Origin of the sequence: Streptomyces sp. YS415 (assembly GCF_023544665.1) — a bacterium.
Classification (GTDB): Bacteria; Actinomycetota; Actinomycetes; order Streptomycetales; family Streptomycetaceae; genus Streptomyces.
On record NZ_JAMJFL010000036.1, the window covers coordinates 12,847 to 27,171 of the forward strand.

The following is a 14,325-nucleotide window of genomic DNA, read 5'->3' on the forward strand; positions in this document are numbered from 1 at the left end:
TGCCCTATGAACGTGATCTCCCCGGAACTTAGTCTTCCCGCGTCATGGACTACTGCCACCCGTGCCGACGGCACCTGAACGGCGCCCTCGCCTGCCCGGGCTGCGGCGCACCGGCCCGCCAACTCCCCGCGTACCCGAGCGAGGAGGACCCGCAGCCGGCCGCGTACGACGCGTACGAGGAGGCCGAGCACGCGCCGGAGCCGGTCGCGGTGGGCGCGGGGGCCGGGGGCCGGGCGGCGGCCCGCCGGACGGCCCGGGGCGCACGCGGCGCGGACACCGCCGGGCCCGGGACCGGCGAGGACCCGCCCGAGAGTGGCCCCGGCGCCAGCCGTCGCGACCGCAAGGCGGCCGCGCACCGCCGCCGTCGCCGCCGCACCCTGCTCGTCACGGCCGGCTTCCTGCTCGCCGCCGGCGGCCTGAGCCTGGCCGAACTCGGTCTGGACGCCCCGGGCTCGTCCCCCGCCCCGGCCGCGGCGGGCGACACCTCGACGGACGGCGGCGCCGAGGAGGAGGTGGCCGAGGCGGCGGAGCCGGTCAGCGACACCACGGGCGCACCGGCCACGGCGTCCCCGAGCACCTCCGCCTCCCCGTCGCCGTCACCGTCGGAGTCCGAGAAGGCCGAGGAGTCGGAGCAGCCGGAGGACAAGCCGACGAAGGACGCCCAGTCGTCGGAGACGGACGGAGCGGTCCCCGAGACCTCCCAGGCCCCGGAGCCCACCACGGAGGCCCCGGACCCCACGCCGACGGCCGCCCCGACGACCCAGGAACCCGAGCCGGACCCGGAGGAGACGTGCACACGCTTCCTGTGGTGGTGCGGCTGAGGTGAGGGGCCCGGCCGGCTGAGGACCGCACGGCTGAGGTGAAGGCCGCGCCCCCTATCAGGACCGCAGCATCCGCCGCAGCAGATCCCGCAGCGCCAGCCGCTCGTCCTCGGAGAGCCCCGCGAGCGGCTCCCGGGCGAACCGCAGCGACTCCCGCAGGTCCCGGGCGACCCGCCGCCCCTCCTCGGTCGCCGCCGCGACCTTCACGCGCCGGTCCGCGGGATCGGGCCGCCGCTCCACCAGTCCCCGTGACTCCAGCCGGTCGACGATCCCGGTCACGTTCGACGGCTCGCACTTGAGCCGCTGCGCCAGCTTCCGCATGGGCAGGGGCTCCAGCGACAGCAGCCCCAGCAGCCGGGCCTGCGCCCCGGTCAGCGCATGCGTGCCGGCCGCCTCTTCGTACTCCTCGTGGTACCGCGCCACCACGGACCCGATCAGGTCGACGACCTCCATGGTCAGCTCATCGGGGCGGTCGGGCGTGTGCGGTGTGGCCATGGCAACCAGCGTAACCGGTTACTTGACTTCCTGAAATATTCAGGAGCATGGTTGTTTCAGGTACTGAAGTATTCAGGAAGGTCACCCGTCATGTCCGCATCCCCCGCCCTCCCCGCCGTCAGCCGTGAGTGGCACCTGCTCAGCCGTCCGGTCGGCTGGCCCAAGCCCGAGGACTTCGCCCTCGTGGAGGCGGAGATCCGGCAGCCCGGACCGGACGAGGTCCTGGTGCGCAACGCGTACCTCTCGGTCGACCCGTACATGCGCGGCCGGATGAGCGACGCCAAGTCCTACGTCGCCCCCTTCGAGCTGGGCAAGGCCATGCAGGGCGGCGCCGTCGGCGAGGTGCTCGCCTCGAACGTCGACGGCATCGCCCCCGGCGACCACGTCCTGCACTTCGGCGGCTGGCGCGAGTACGCCACCGTCGGCGCCGCGCAGACGGTCAAGGTCGACGCGGACGCCGCGCCGCTGTCGACGTATCTCGGCGTCCTCGGCATGACCGGCCTCACCGCCTACGCGGGCCTGCTGCGCACCGCCTCCTTCAAGGAGGGCGACGCGGTCTTCGTCTCCGGCGCCGCGGGCGCCGTGGGCAGCCAGGTCGGCCAGATCGCCCGGCTCAAGGGCGCCTCCCGGGTGATCGGCTCGGCCGGCTCCGACGACAAGGTCAAGCTGCTCGTCGAGGAGTACGGCTTCGACGCCGCCTTCAACTACAAGAACGGCCCGGTCGCACAGCAGCTGAAGGAGGCCGCCCCGGACGGGATCGACGTGTACTTCGACAACGTCGGCGGCGACCACCTGGAGGCCGCCATCGGCCGGCTCAACCGCGACGGCCGTATCGCGGTCTGCGGAATGATCTCCGTCTACAACAACACCGAGGCCGCCCCCGGTCCCCGCAACCTCGCCCGCCTCATCCAGACCCGCGGCCGCATCGAGGGCTTCCTGGTCGGCGACCACTACGACCTCCAGCCGCAGTTCGTCCAGGAGGTCGGCCCCTGGGTCGCCTCGGGCGAGCTGAAGTACCGCGAGACGGTCGTCGAGGGCATCGAGAACAACCTGGAGGCGTTCCTCGGGGTCCTGCGCGGCGACAACACCGGAAAGATGATCGTCAAGCTCTGAGCTCTTCTGCCGCTTTCCGGTATGCGGTAACTTCTTTCCGAAACCGCCGTCGATCGTGGGCGCGAGTCGCGGCGGACCGAGGAGGAGAAGACACCGCATGGCCATCCAGCAGACCGATGTCCTGTACACCGCCGTCGCCACCGCCGAGAACGGCCGCGACGGCCGGGTCGCCACCGACGACGGCAAGCTCGACGTCGTCGTGAACCCCCCGGAGGAGATGGGCGGCAGCGGCGCCGGCACCAACCCGGAGCAGCTGTTCGCCGCCGGGTACAGCGCCTGCTTCCAGGGCGCGCTCGGCGTCGTCGCTCGCCAGGAGAGGGCCGACATCTCCGGCTCGACCGTCACCGCGAAGGTCGGCATCGGCAAGAACGACGACGGCTTCGGGCTGATCGTCGAGATCTCGGCGAGCATCCCGAACGTGGACGCGGAGACGGCGCAGAGCCTGCTGAAGAAGGCCCACGAGGTGTGCCCCTACTCGAAGGCGACGCGGGGGAACATCAGCGTGACGCTGGCCTGACGCAGGTCCTTGCGTACGAAAGGCCGCACCCCTGGACCCGGGGTGCGGCCTTCGCCCGTGTCAGACCGCGAGGGCCGCCGTGTGCACCGCCCGCACCAGCCGTACGTTCTCCGGGGCCGCCCCGCCCGGGAAGGCGCAGCGGCGCCTGGTGTAGCCGTAGGCCAGGCCGCTGCGGGGGTCGGCGAAGGCCTGGGAGCCGCCGGCGCCGCTGTGGCCGAAGGCGCCGGCGCCCAGGAAGGGGTACCAGACGTCCGCGGTGGCCTGGAAACCCAGGCCGAACGCCTTGTGCGCGCGGGCGACCAGGTCGTAGCCGGCGGAGTGGATCTGGCCGACCTCGGCGACCGTGTCCGGCTTCAGCAGCGGAGGCCGTCCGTCCACCTCGCTGATCGCCGCCGCGTACATCCCGGCGAGTCCGCGGGCGGCGGCCACTCCGCCCGCGGAGGCCGGGCCCTTGGTGCGCACGGTACGGGAGTTGGCGTGGTCGACCAGCTCACCCGGTTCCGGCACATGGGTGTTGAAGGCGATCGAGGAGAGCGTGTGCGGGCCCTTCGGCGTCGCGTCCAGCAGCGCCTGCTGCGTCGGCGTCGGCGCCATCGGCTGGACCGGGCGGAAGCGGGGTTCCAGGGCGGCGGGCAGACCCAGGAAGAAGTCGAGCCCGTACGGCGCGCGCACCCGCTCCTCGTACACCTCCTGCAGCGTACGGCCCGTGGCCCGGCGGACGACCTCGCCGGTCAGCGCCCCGATGACCAGGGCGTGATAGCCGAAGGCGGTGCCCGGACGCCAGAACGGCCGCTGGTCGGCGAGCCGTTCCGCGATGGCCCGGTCGTCGGCCAGCTCCTCCGCGGTGAACCCGGCGTCCAGGCCCACCAGGCCCGCCCGGTGCGCGAGCAGGTCGCGCAGGGTGAGACCGCCCTTGCCCTCGGCGGCGAACTCGGGCCAGTAGTAGGTGACCTTGCGGTCCAGTTCGAGGGTGCCGTCCTGGACGAGGAGAGCGACCACCAGATGGGCGGCCCCCTTGGTCGAGGAGAACACGCCGTACAGCGACTCCCCGTCCGCGCCGTCCCCGGCCCACAGGTCGACGACCCTGCGGCCGTGCACGTACGCGCACAACTGCCCCTCGTAGTCGGGCCGTTCCTCCGCGACGCACGCGGCGAACGCCTCGCGCACCGCCTCGAACCCGTCCGCGACGGTGCCGTGGATCTCCAGCGTCATCCGCTCTCCTCGTACTCGACTAACCGCTGTGCGCGTGTGCCATGGTGAACAGCGCCCTTCCCACCTGGGCGAATTCTCCCTTGGGATGATCCCGGAAAAGCGGCTCGGTGCCGAACAGCACGGCCCGCTCCCCGCTGACCACCGCCGCCCGGCCCGCCGCGTCCGCCGGCCCGCCCGAGCCGTCCTCGTCCGGCCGCCAGTGCCCGGACAGCAGCGGATTCCCGGTCGCGTACGACTGCTCCACCCGCATCCCGGGCCCGAGATCGGTGAACCACACCGGCGCGTACACGAACCCGTAATCCGGGCCGCCGCCCGAACTCACCAGCCGCACCACGCCGTTGGCGTTCGGGTTGCCCTCCACCGGCGTGGCCGCCGGCAGTCCGGCCGCCGTGTTGAGCGCGGCGCCCACGGTGCCCCGCCCGACGAGCCCGTGCCCGGCGAGGAAGGCGTCCAGGGCGGTGCGGGCGGCCGGGGTGAGGCCCGCGTGGTCCAGGCCCGCCGACACGAACAGCACGTCCACCGAGGACCAGTCGAATCCCGCGTTGAGCACGGCCGTGGAGACCGGCACGACGTCGAAGTTCATCTCCCGCAGCGCGAACAGCTCGCCCGCCGTCACGGCCGCCGCCACCCGCACCGGGCGCAGTGCGGTGCCGCCGCCGAGCCGGGCCGTGTCGAGGACGACGTCGTACCGCCGGGCCGCCTTCGCCGCCTGCGCCCGCGCCGAGCCCGGCACGAGCGCGGTGCCGTCCGCGGCCTGCCGTACCGGAACGCCCTGGCGGAGCAGGTGGTTGAGCGCGGCCACCTCGTTCGGGTCGGTCAGCCGCAGCCGCAGGTCGCCGCGCGGGGCGACCCGGCCGACGGGCGCGGCCTCGCCCACGGCCCGCAGGGGCAGGCCCTTCAGGCTTGTGGAGGTCACCGGATGCACGTCGGCGCCCCACAGCCTGCCGAGGCTCCAGCCGGAGATGTCGTACATCGCCGACACCTTGTCGCTGATGTCCCGCCCGTCGGCCAGCAGGACGTTCGCCATGCCGCGCTTGGGCTGGTGCAGATCGACGACGTACGCGCCCTTCGGGTACGTCCTCCCGGCCAGCCGGAAGGAGTGGGTGGCCCGGGTGACGCGGACGTCGTTGGCGATCAGGTGGTCGACCAGGCGGGCCGCGGCGGTGGTGGCGCCGGGGATGACGTAGGCGCGGGGGAAGGTGGTCGTGTAGACGTCCTCGGGTCCGATCCCGGGGACACCGGGGACCGTCTCCGCGGAGACCGGCACCTGGGCGGCGCCGGCCGCTCCCCGGCGGAAGACCTCGATCTGGTCGGCGATCAGCGAAGTCCGCTGCGCGCGGGCGAAGTCGAGGGTCGCGTCCAGCGCGGCACCGGCGACGGCGACGTTGATCGCGGACCGGCGGCGCAACTCCTCGGCCGGGAGGGTGTCGTAGGCGGTGTTGTTCACCCGCAGCGGGATCTCCACCGTGTGCGCGGCGACCGTGCCGTGGAAGGCGGCGTACTGCGGGGTGAAGATCGGCGGCCAGTCGTCCCAGCCCTCCTCCTGGTCCCGGAACGGGATCTGCGCGGGCTGCACGCCGTCCCGCTGGGGGGTGTAGCCGAGGCCGTTGACCGCGGCCTCCATGCCGAGGGCGTTGGCGTAGGTGTTCTTCAGGAACAGGTCGTACTCGTAGTTCTCGCCGTGCGGGGGAGTGGTGGGCTCGATGAGGGTGCCGTTGACGTAGCCGTGCAGGTCGAGCATGACGGCCGGCTGCTTGTCGAGCAGGATCTGCCGCATCGCCCGCGTCTCGGGCTGCGAGGCGGTCACGAAGTCACGGTTCAGGTCGAAGCCGCCGGCGTTGGCCCGGGCGCCCGCGATCCGCCCGTCCGGGTTCGCGGTGACGTTGAAGTAGAGGCGGTTGCGGGCGAGAAGGTCCCGGGTGGCGCGGTCGTCCGCCGTGGCGAGCCGCTCGATCAGGCGCAGGGAGGCGTCGGTGCCCTCCCACTCGTTGCCGTGGATGTTGTTGTTGACGAAGACAGGGGTCTTGTAGCTCTTCTTGATCTCGGGGGACTTGGCGGCTGTCCTGGGCGCGTTCTCGATGAGGTCGCGCATCCGCTCCTGGGCACGGGCCTGCTGGTGGGTCTCCGGAGCGGTGACCGTGACCAGGTACAGGCGGTGCCCGCCGGCCGAACGGCCCGCGATCTCCACGCTCACCCGGTCGCCGAGCCGTTGCAGGGCGTTCAGCTTCGGCGCGATGGCGTGGTACGGGGTGAGGCCCAGCTTGAGGGACTTGTCGGCCGGGTTCTCGGGGTCGGGGGCCAGGACCTGCTCGCGCGGGTAGCCGCGCACGGTCCGGTCCAGGGCGGGGGCGTGCCCGGCCAGGGCCCGCTGGGCGGCGCTCTGCGGGGTGCGGGCGGCCCGGTCGTCGGGGGCGGCGCGCTCCCGGGTGGGCGCGGGCCGGTCGGCCACGGCGCTGTGCGGGGTGAGGAACAGGGATCCGACGGTCACTAGGGCGAGCACGGGGACGGTTCTCGCGGTGCGCACACGTACCTCCTCCGGGACTTCCTGAGATCGGTACGGCGAGGTGTACCTGTTCGACTCAACTACAACAAGAGGGAGTTGGCGCCCCCACGGCCCCGGATGGCGTATCCGGGGACGCCGGGCGGGGCCGCCCGTGGTGCGTCCGGGTGGCGGCAGCCGTGGCCGTAAGGTGACCCGCCGTTGCCGATAGAGTGCGGTCATGCGCGATCTTGGGGTGGGTTTCCGCTATTTCCTGAAGGGCCAGCGGTGGGTGGCCCGGCACGGCAAGCAGTACGGCTTCGGGCTGGTTCCCGGCCTGATCACACTCGTGCTGTACGCGGCGGCGCTCGTCTGTCTCGTGCTGTGGGGCGACGACCTGGTCGCCTGGTCGACGCCGTTCGCCGACGACTGGTCGAACCCGTGGCTCGGTCTCTTCCGCGGCTTCCTGACCGGCCTGCTCTTCGCCCTCGCCCTCCTTCTCACCGCCATCACCTTCACCGCGGTCACGCTCCTGATCGGCCAGCCCTTCTACGAGAACCTCTCCGAGAAGGTCGACCGGGACGTCTCCCCGGACGGCACCGCCCCCGAGTCGGGGCTGCCGCTGTGGCGGGAGCTGTGGATCTCGGCCCGCGACAGCCTCCGGATCGTCGTACGGGCCCTGCTCTGGGGCGTCCTGCTCTTCGCCGCGGGCTTCGTCCCGGTCGTCGGGCAGACGGTCGTACCGGTGATCGGGTTCGTCGTCACCGGCTTCTTCCTCACCGAGGAGCTCACCTCGGTCGCCCTGCAGCGCCGCCGGGTCGAGGCCCGGGACCGGCTGCGCCTGCTGCGCTCCCGCAAGACCCTGGTGTGGGGCTTCGGCACGCCCCTCGCCGTCGCCTTCGTGGTGCCGTTCGTCGCGATCTTCCTGATGCCGGGCGCGGTGGCCGGGGCCACCCTCATGGCGCGTGACCTTCTCGGCGAGGAGAGCCTGGGGGAGAACGGCGAGGGGGCGCACAAGGGCGTCAGCGCGTGACGGGCCCGCTCATCGCGGCCGTCAGGATCGCCCGTACCTGGGCGATGATGTCCAGCCGGTTGCGCACGAACTCGGGGTCGGTGACCTCGGAGGTGTTGCCGGCCGCGAACTGCAGCACGGGCGTGTGCACATGCCCGGCGGGCAGCGTCTCGTGCAGCCCGAGCCGGTCCCGCAGCAGCGTCGCCCGGTAGGCGATCTCGTTGGACAGGTAGTTCCCGCCGCCCCCGGCCCGCGCGGTGGACCCCGCCGTCGGCCCCTCCGGCCGCACCACCGGCTCCGTCCCTCCCGCCGGGATCTCGGTCACGGCGGTGTTGTCGTGGACGGGGAACGGCCCGGCCGCCGCGGCCACGATCCGCTCGTACGGCAGGGTCGTCGTCGTCCACTGCGGCTGCGAGGCCGGATCGCTCACCGGGACCGTCTCGGTACGGCCGATGGTGTCGTTGTCCGGGAAGCCGCCCCGCCAGGCCCCGTTGGTCCGCTCGATGTCGAACCGGCCGACCCGCCCCTGGCTCACGGTGGTGAGCAGATCGACGCCCCGGAGATACGGCCGCAGCGTCCGCTCCACGGTTCCGTCGGTGAAGTCCCGCCAGCGCACCGGGAACACGGCGGTCTCGATCCGCGCGGGCCCCTGCGCGGTCTCGATCACCGTCCCGTCGAGCGCGAGCGCGGTCGCCCCGGACGGGTTGGAGATCCGGATGTCCCGGTCCAGCGTGAACGGGTCGAACCCGGTGAGCAGAATCCGCTTCAGCCCCTTGCCGTGCGGAAAGCGGATCGCGGTCTGCCCGCGCGAGGTCCGCTCCAACTGCCCCAGCAGTTCGGCCCGCTGTGCCGCGGAGAGCCCGAATCCCGGCTCCCAGGACCGCACCTCCCGCGTCATCCCCAGCCGCGCCCAGTACAGCGGCCGGTCGTCGTCCCGGCTCAGCTCCCCGGCCCCGGGCCCCCGCCCCTGCGCCCGCTCGACGGCCCGCCGCCACAGCGCGGACCCTTCGCGTACGACGACGGCGCGGGCCTGCGCGTAGGAGCGCGCCCCGGCCAGCTCGCGCGCGAACCGCGCGGTCAGGGCGTCGAATCCGGAGCGCCGCAGGATCTCCTGCGGCACCGCGCGGTCGAGCCGCTGCTCCTCGACGGTGGGTGACTCCGCGGCGGTCGCGCTGGTGGGGGCGGTCAGCGTGGCGGCCAGCGCCAGTCCCAGGGCGCACATCCCAACTCGTATGGAGTTCAAGGGGTTTCGGGTCCTTCCGGTGCGGTGGAGGGGCGTGGTGATAGCCCGCTTCCCCGCTTCACGGCGCCGGAACCGTCCCCGCCGCCTCGCGCAGCGCCGCCAGGAACGCCGCACCGGCCGGGGTGAGCGAGCGCCCCCGGGCCGTCGCCGCGTACACGGCCCGCCTGGGCGCGTCCTCGTCGAGCACCGGGAGGAGGGCGATGTCGGGGCGTACGGACGCCGCCGCCAGCGCCGGGACCAGGGTCACGCCGAGGCCGGCGGCGACGTACCCCTGCTTGGCGGTCCACTCGCCGACGACGTGGGCCACCCGGGGCCGGAAGTCCTGGCGCAGGGCCGCGTCCAGCAGGGTGCCCTCGGGGCGCGGGCTGCCGGAGATCCAGTCGGCGTCGGCGAGCCGGGCCAGGCGCACCGGGCCCCGGCCCGCCAGCTCGTGACCGGCCGGGACCGCCACGTACAGCGACTCGTCGAGGAGGTGGTGCAGGTCGTACGCCTCCAGTGGGGCGCCGCCCGTCGTGGAGACCACCGCGAGGTCGAGCTGCCCGGCGGTGAGGCGGTCCAGCAGGGCCGGGGTGCGGCCCTCCTCGCGGGAGACGCGCACCCGCGGGTGCCGGGCCCGGAACGCGGCCAGCGCCTGCGGCACCAGGGCCGCGTCGGCGGTGGCGAAGGCACCGAACCGGAGCCGTCCGCCGGCCGCCTGGCGCAGGGCCGCCAGCTCCCGTCCGGCGCCGTGCAGGGCCTCGGTGACGGACTCGGCGTACGGGACGAGGATCCGTCCGGCCTCGGTGAGCCGTACGCCCCGGGGCAGCCGGTCGAACAGCGGGGCCCCGCCGAGCGCCCCCTCCAGGGCGGAGATCTGCCGGGACACCGCCGACTGGGTCCAGCCGAGGGTGCGGGCGGCGACGGTGAAGGAGCCGTGCCGGGCGACCTCCAGGAAGACCCGGAGCCAGACGGTCGACAGGTCGGGAGCGCTCGCGTGATGCTGATTCGGCATGGCAGCCATGCTAGACATTCGCTTGTCGCATCGATGCCGACGGACCTAGCGTCGTCGGCATGCAGAAGATCGCCTTTCTCGGGCTCGGGCACATGGGCGCGCCCATGGCCCGTCGACTCCTCGCCGCCGGGCACCCGTTGACCGTCTGGAACCGCACGGCGGCGAAGGCCGCTCCGCTCGGCGCCGCGGGCGCGGCGCTGGCCGCAAGCCCGGCCGACGCGGTGCGGGACGCCGAGGTCGTCGTCACGATGCTCGCCGGTCCGGGGGCCCTCGCCGCGGTCGCGGACGCCGCCGTGCCCGCCCTGCGTCCCGGCACCCACTGGATCGACATGTCGACCGTCGGACCCGGCGCGGTACGGGAGTTGGCCGTCCGCCTCGGCTCCGCGGCGACCCTCGTCGACGCGCCCGTGCTGGGGAGCACGGACAAGGCGGCCTCGGGGGGGCTGCGGATCCTGGCGGGCGGCGCGGCGGACGGCGTGCTCGGCGTGCTCGCGGTGCTCGGCGAGGTCGTCCGCACCGGCCCCCTCGGCAGCGGCGCCGCGCTCAAGCTCGTCGCCAACTCGGCCGTCGTCGGCGGCGTCGCCCTGGTCGCCGAGACACTGCGCCTGGCCGACGCCCTCGGCCTCGACGACACCGTCGCCCGGGGCGCCCTGGCCGCCGGCCCGCTCGGCGGAGCGGTCGCCCGCGCCTTCGCCGAGGGGGTGCACTTCAGCACCGGACTGGCCCTGAAGGACGTCGAGTTGGCCACCGCGGCGGTGCGGCTGCCGGTCCTGGAAGCCGTACGGGAGCAGTACCGCACAGCCGGTGTCCCCGACGCCGATCTCTCCGCAGCAGCACTCCGCATCCGAGCCGGGAGCACCGCATGAAGGTCACCCTCGACAACCCCGCCGACGCCCCCCAGCCCTACAGCCCCGCCTACTCGCAGGTCGCCCGGGTCGAACACGCCGACGGCAGCGCGCTGTTGTTCGTCTCGGGCCAGATCGCCGAGGGCCGGACGCTGGCCGAGCAGAGCCGGGGCGTCTTCGCGACCCTGGAGGCCCTCCTCGGCGCGCACGGCGCGACCCTGGCCGACATCATCAGCATCCGGACCTACCTCACCGACATCTCCCGGCTCGCCGAATACGCCGCCGTCCGCCGGGAGTTGATCACCGGGACGCCGCCGACCAGCATGACCTTCGAGGTGCCGAAGCTGTTCCGGCCGGAGGCGATGATCGAGATCGAGGTGGTGGCCGCGGTCACTCCTCGCCCAGCAGGGTGAGGAAGTCGCGGAACGCGCCCGGCATGTCCACCGACTCCGGGTCCAGCAGCCACTGGTACTGCAGCCCGTCCATGACGGCCACCAGCAGCGGCGCGGTGCGCTCGGGGGTGAGGCCGTTCGGCAGCCGGTCGCCGTACTCGGCGCGCAGCACCTCCGCCATGCCGGCGCGGACGCGGGTGTAGCGCCGCGTGAAGTACTCGCGGGCCGGATGGCCCTCGGTGACGCTCTCGCCGAGCAGCGCCGAGAAGGTCTGGATGATGCCGGGCCGCATGGCGTTGTACTCCACCAGCGACGTCAGCAGGTCGACCCGCCACCGGGTGTCCGGCAGCGCGTCCCACTGGTCGCGGTCGGTGAGCACGGCGACCAGCAGCGCGTCCTTCGTCGGGAAGTAGTGCAGCAGTCCCTGCTGGGTGAGCCCCACCCGCTCCGCCACCGCGGCGAGGCTGGCGCCCCGGTAACCGCGCTCGGCGATCACCGCCAGGGCCGCCCGCACGATCTCGGCGCGGCGCTCCTGACTCCTGACCCTCGCGTTCATGGCGTCACCGTACGGCATCGACGGACCTCCAATGTTACAGCAGAATAACGAAACCTACCTGTCTACAGGTGGCCGTTGCAGGATGGAGGCACAGCACGGACTCAACGAGGAGGCACCGCCATGGCGGGAACCCGCACCCAGGCCGACGAAGCACGTGAGACGGCCGTCGAGGCAGCCCTCGCCCGGCTCGGCCTCGACGCCAAGGCCCGACTGCTCGCCGGCCAGGACATGTGGACGCTGCCCGCCCTGCCGGAGATCGGCCTGCGGTCGCTGGTCATGTCCGACGGCCCGATCGGCGTCCGGGGCGTGCGCTGGACCGCGGACGACCCCTCCGTCGCGCTGCCCTCCCCGACCGCGCTCGCCGCCACCTGGGACCCGGAGCTCGCCCGCCGGGCCGGTGCGTTCCTCGCCCAGGAGGCCCGCCGCAAGGGCGTCCACGTCCTGCTGGCGCCCACCGTCAACCTGCACCGCTCACCGCTGGGCGGCCGGCACTTCGAGGCGTACAGCGAGGACCCGTACCTCACCGGGCTGATCGGCGCGGGCTATGTGAGCGGCGTCCAGTCCGGCGGCGTCGGCACCACCGTCAAGCACTTCGTCGCCAACGACGCCGAGACCGACCGCTTCATGGTGAACAACCTGGTCGGCGAGCGCGCCCTGCGCGAGCTGTACCTGGCGCCCTTCGAGACCATCGTGGAGAACGCCCGCCCCTGGGGCGTCATGACCGCCTACAACTCGGTCAACGGCACCACGATGACCGAGCATCGCTACCTGGTGAACGAGATCCTGCGCGGCGAATGGGGCTTCGACGGCTGCAACGTCTCCGACTGGACGGCGGCCCGCTCCACGGCCGGTGCCATCGAGGGCGGCCTCGACGTCGCCATGCCGGGCCCGGGCACGGTGTACGGCGAGGCCCTGGCGGCGGCCGTACGCGCGGGCGAGGTCGAGGAGGCCGCCGTCGACACCGCCGTACGCAATGTGCTGCGGCTGGCCGCCCGGGTCGGCGCCCTGGAAGGGGCCGAACCGGCGGTGACCGAGCCGCCCGCGCAGGTCGACGGCGAGGCGCTGGCCCGCGAGATCGCCCACCGCTCCTTCGTCCTGGTCCGCAACCAGGGGGCGCTGCCGCTCAAGCCCGGCACGGTCGCGCTGATCGGCGCCGCCGCCCGCGACGCCCGGATCCTCGGCGGCGGCTCCGCCACCGTCTTCCCCGCCCGGACCGTCTCCCCGCTCGACGGCCTGACCGCCGCCCTCCCCGAGGGCAGCCTGCGCTACGCCGTCGGCGCCGACCCCGCCACCGAACTCGCCGTCGCCGGGCAGGGATTCGCGCTGCGGGCCATCTGCCGCGACCGAGCGGGACAGGTCATCGGCACCGCCTCCGCGCCCAACGGCCAGATCCAGTGGATGGGCGCCGACCTCCCCGACGGCGTCACCCACGACACCCTGCACAGGATCGAACTGACCGGCACCTACACCCCCCGCGAGACCGGCCGGCACACCTTCGGCATCAAGGGTCTCGGCGCCTTCACCCTCACCGTCGCCGGCACCACCCACTACGACGACGTCCAGGGCACCGACGGCGACGACCCCTTCATCAGCTTCTTCGGCGCCCCCGAGCCCCGCGCCGAGGCCGGACTGACCGCCGGACAGCCCGTCGACGTCTCCCTCACCCATGTGGTGAGCTTCCCCGAGGACGCCCCCGTCAAGGCCGTCGGCTTCGCCCTCGCCCACCAGGAGCCGCGGCGCGACCCCGACGAGCTGATCGCCGAGGCCGTCGAGGCCGCGCGCGCCGCCGACACGGCCGTGGTCGTGGTCGCCACCACCGACCGGGTGGAGTCGGAGGGCTTCGACCGCGCCGACCTGAACCTCCCCGGCCGCCAGGACGACCTGGTGCGCGCCGTCGCCGCCGCCAACCCGAACACCGTCGTGGTCGTCAACTCCGGCTCCCCGGTGGAACTCCCCTGGCGCGAGGACGTCGCCGCCGTCCTGCTCAGCTGGTTCCCCGGCCAGGAGGGCGGCGCGGCCCTGGCCGACGTCCTGACCGGGGTCCGGGAGCCCGGCGGCCGGCTGCCCACCACCTGGGGCGCCCTGGCCGACGCCCCGGTCACCCAGGTCGTCCCCACGGACGGCGAACTGCCCTACAGCGAGGGCGTCTTCATCGGCTACCGGGCCTGGGACCGAGCGGGCCGCACGCCCTCGTACGCCTTCGGGCACGGCCTCGGCTACACCGAGTGGGCCTACCAGTCGCTGGAGCTCGACGGCAGGACCGCCAGGATCCGCGTCCGCAACACCGGTGACCGGGCCGGGCGCGAGGTCGTGCAGCTGTATCTGGCCCCGGTCGAGCGCGACGCCGAGCGGCCGGCGCGGGTGCTGGCCGGATTCGCGCAGGTGGCGGCGGAGCCGGGGGAGACGGCCGAGGCCGTCGTGGAGATTCCGCGCCGCGCTTTCGAGGTCTGGGACGAGAAGACCAACTCGTGGTCGTTTGTGAAGGGTTCGTACGAGATCCAGGCCGGTCGCTCGATCGCCGACCGCAGGCTCACCGGGACGATTAACGTCTGAACGGGACACGTTCCCCACGGACAGCCCCGGTCCGGGACCTGACGCCCGGACCGGGGCTCACCCCTGCCTCTCGCGCCTATCTGGTGGAGAACTCTC

13 protein-coding genes are annotated in these 14,325 nt (G+C 73.5%); 7 read left to right on the plus strand and 6 right to left on the minus strand.

Annotation, left to right across the window (positions count from 1 at the left end; all coding sequences use genetic code 11):
* Positions 1 to 44: 44 nt before the first annotated feature.
* Complete coding sequence (locus M8H82_RS31615; RefSeq protein ID WP_250078528.1) at positions 45 to 821, plus strand: hypothetical protein; 777 nt, start codon at positions 45 to 47, stop codon at positions 819 to 821.
* 57 nt (positions 822 to 878) lie between these two features.
* On the opposite strand, the gene M8H82_RS31620 is transcribed toward M8H82_RS31615, so the two are convergent.
* The gene (locus M8H82_RS31620) at positions 879 to 1,316 is read right to left on the minus strand and encodes a MarR family winged helix-turn-helix transcriptional regulator (RefSeq protein ID WP_250078529.1); all 438 of its coding nucleotides are present in this window, start codon (positions 1,314 to 1,316) and stop codon (positions 879 to 881) included.
* Positions 1,317 to 1,406: 90 nt separating this feature from the next.
* Between M8H82_RS31620 and M8H82_RS31625 the strand changes: the two genes are divergently transcribed.
* Positions 1,407 to 2,429, plus strand: coding sequence for an NADP-dependent oxidoreductase (locus M8H82_RS31625; protein WP_250078530.1), 1,023 nt, complete (start codon positions 1,407 to 1,409; stop codon positions 2,427 to 2,429).
* A gap of 97 nt (positions 2,430 to 2,526) precedes the next feature.
* Entirely contained in the window at positions 2,527 to 2,946 is a 420-nt protein-coding gene (locus M8H82_RS31630; protein WP_250078531.1) for an organic hydroperoxide resistance protein, read from the plus strand.
* Positions 2,947 to 3,006: 60 nt separating this feature from the next.
* Here M8H82_RS31630 and M8H82_RS31635 read toward each other — a convergent pair whose 3' ends face one another.
* Both M8H82_RS31635 and M8H82_RS31640 read right to left on the minus strand, forming a co-directional pair.
* On the minus strand, positions 3,007 to 4,158 hold the full coding sequence (locus M8H82_RS31635; protein WP_250078532.1) for a serine hydrolase domain-containing protein: 1,152 nt from the start codon (positions 4,156 to 4,158) through the stop codon (positions 3,007 to 3,009).
* A gap of 19 nt (positions 4,159 to 4,177) precedes the next feature.
* Positions 4,178 to 6,682 carry a M14 family zinc carboxypeptidase gene (locus M8H82_RS31640; protein WP_250078533.1) on the minus strand — a complete coding sequence of 835 codons (2,505 nt, stop codon included), beginning with the start codon at positions 6,680 to 6,682 and terminating at the stop codon, positions 4,178 to 4,180.
* Between the two features lie 196 nt (positions 6,683 to 6,878).
* Between M8H82_RS31640 and M8H82_RS31645 the strand changes: the two genes are divergently transcribed.
* The gene (locus tag M8H82_RS31645; protein WP_250078534.1) at positions 6,879 to 7,670 is read left to right on the plus strand and encodes an EI24 domain-containing protein; all 792 of its coding nucleotides are present in this window, start codon (positions 6,879 to 6,881) and stop codon (positions 7,668 to 7,670) included.
* Here the strand turns inward: M8H82_RS31645 and M8H82_RS31650 are convergent.
* Together M8H82_RS31650 and M8H82_RS31655 are read right to left on the minus strand one after the other, a co-directional pair.
* Positions 7,660 to 8,871: a pyroglutamyl peptidase gene (locus M8H82_RS31650; RefSeq protein ID WP_374211726.1), complete on the minus strand. Its 1,212-nt coding sequence runs from the start codon at positions 8,869 to 8,871 to the stop codon at positions 7,660 to 7,662. The two genes, M8H82_RS31645 and M8H82_RS31650, sit on opposite strands and share 11 nt — an antisense overlap.
* Before the next feature lie 79 nt (positions 8,872 to 8,950).
* Positions 8,951 to 9,892, minus strand: coding sequence for a LysR family transcriptional regulator (locus M8H82_RS31655; protein ID WP_250078536.1), 942 nt, complete (start codon positions 9,890 to 9,892; stop codon positions 8,951 to 8,953).
* A gap of 50 nt (positions 9,893 to 9,942) precedes the next feature.
* On the opposite strand from M8H82_RS31655, the gene M8H82_RS31660 reads away from it, so the two are divergent.
* Together M8H82_RS31660 and M8H82_RS31665 are read left to right on the plus strand one after the other, a co-directional pair.
* Positions 9,943 to 10,749 (plus strand): NAD(P)-dependent oxidoreductase, encoded by an 807-nt coding sequence (locus tag M8H82_RS31660; protein ID WP_250078537.1) that lies wholly within the window; start codon positions 9,943 to 9,945, stop codon positions 10,747 to 10,749.
* Positions 10,746 to 11,141, plus strand: coding sequence for a RidA family protein (locus M8H82_RS31665; RefSeq protein WP_250078538.1), 396 nt, complete (start codon positions 10,746 to 10,748; stop codon positions 11,139 to 11,141). The genes M8H82_RS31660 and M8H82_RS31665 overlap by 4 nt, the downstream gene beginning before the upstream one ends.
* Here M8H82_RS31665 and M8H82_RS31670 read toward each other — a convergent pair.
* Positions 11,119 to 11,694, minus strand: coding sequence for a TetR/AcrR family transcriptional regulator (locus tag M8H82_RS31670; protein WP_250078539.1), 576 nt, complete (start codon positions 11,692 to 11,694; stop codon positions 11,119 to 11,121). The genes M8H82_RS31665 and M8H82_RS31670 overlap by 23 nt on opposite strands.
* A gap of 102 nt (positions 11,695 to 11,796) precedes the next feature.
* Between M8H82_RS31670 and M8H82_RS31675 the strand changes: the two genes are divergently transcribed.
* Entirely contained in the window at positions 11,797 to 14,229 is a 2,433-nt protein-coding gene (locus tag M8H82_RS31675; RefSeq protein WP_250078540.1) for a beta-glucosidase, read from the plus strand.
* Positions 14,230 to 14,325 lie beyond the last annotated feature (96 nt).

What these genes read in the sequence shown, in the direction of transcription:
- M8H82_RS31615 (WP_250078528.1), top strand. Translation starts at nt 45, where the DNA reads ATGGACTACTGCCACCCGTGCCGACGGCACCTGAACGGCGCCCTCGCC.
- M8H82_RS31620 (WP_250078529.1), bottom strand. Translation starts at nt 1,316, where the DNA reads ATGGCCACACCGCACACGCCCGACCGCCCCGATGAGCTGACCATGGAG.
- M8H82_RS31625 (WP_250078530.1), top strand. Translation starts at nt 1,407, where the DNA reads ATGTCCGCATCCCCCGCCCTCCCCGCCGTCAGCCGTGAGTGGCACCTG.
- M8H82_RS31630 (WP_250078531.1), top strand. Translation starts at nt 2,527, where the DNA reads ATGGCCATCCAGCAGACCGATGTCCTGTACACCGCCGTCGCCACCGCC.
- M8H82_RS31635 (WP_250078532.1), bottom strand. Translation starts at nt 4,158, where the DNA reads ATGACGCTGGAGATCCACGGCACCGTCGCGGACGGGTTCGAGGCGGTG.
- M8H82_RS31645 (WP_250078534.1), top strand. Translation starts at nt 6,879, where the DNA reads ATGCGCGATCTTGGGGTGGGTTTCCGCTATTTCCTGAAGGGCCAGCGG.
- M8H82_RS31650 (WP_374211726.1), bottom strand. Translation starts at nt 8,871, where the DNA reads ATGTGCGCCCTGGGACTGGCGCTGGCCGCCACGCTGACCGCCCCCACC.
- M8H82_RS31655 (WP_250078536.1), bottom strand. Translation starts at nt 9,892, where the DNA reads ATGGCTGCCATGCCGAATCAGCATCACGCGAGCGCTCCCGACCTGTCG.
- M8H82_RS31660 (WP_250078537.1), top strand. Translation starts at nt 9,943, where the DNA reads ATGCAGAAGATCGCCTTTCTCGGGCTCGGGCACATGGGCGCGCCCATG.
- M8H82_RS31665 (WP_250078538.1), top strand. Translation starts at nt 10,746, where the DNA reads ATGAAGGTCACCCTCGACAACCCCGCCGACGCCCCCCAGCCCTACAGC.
- M8H82_RS31670 (WP_250078539.1), bottom strand. Translation starts at nt 11,694, where the DNA reads ATGCCGTACGGTGACGCCATGAACGCGAGGGTCAGGAGTCAGGAGCGC.
- M8H82_RS31675 (WP_250078540.1), top strand. Translation starts at nt 11,797, where the DNA reads ATGGCGGGAACCCGCACCCAGGCCGACGAAGCACGTGAGACGGCCGTC.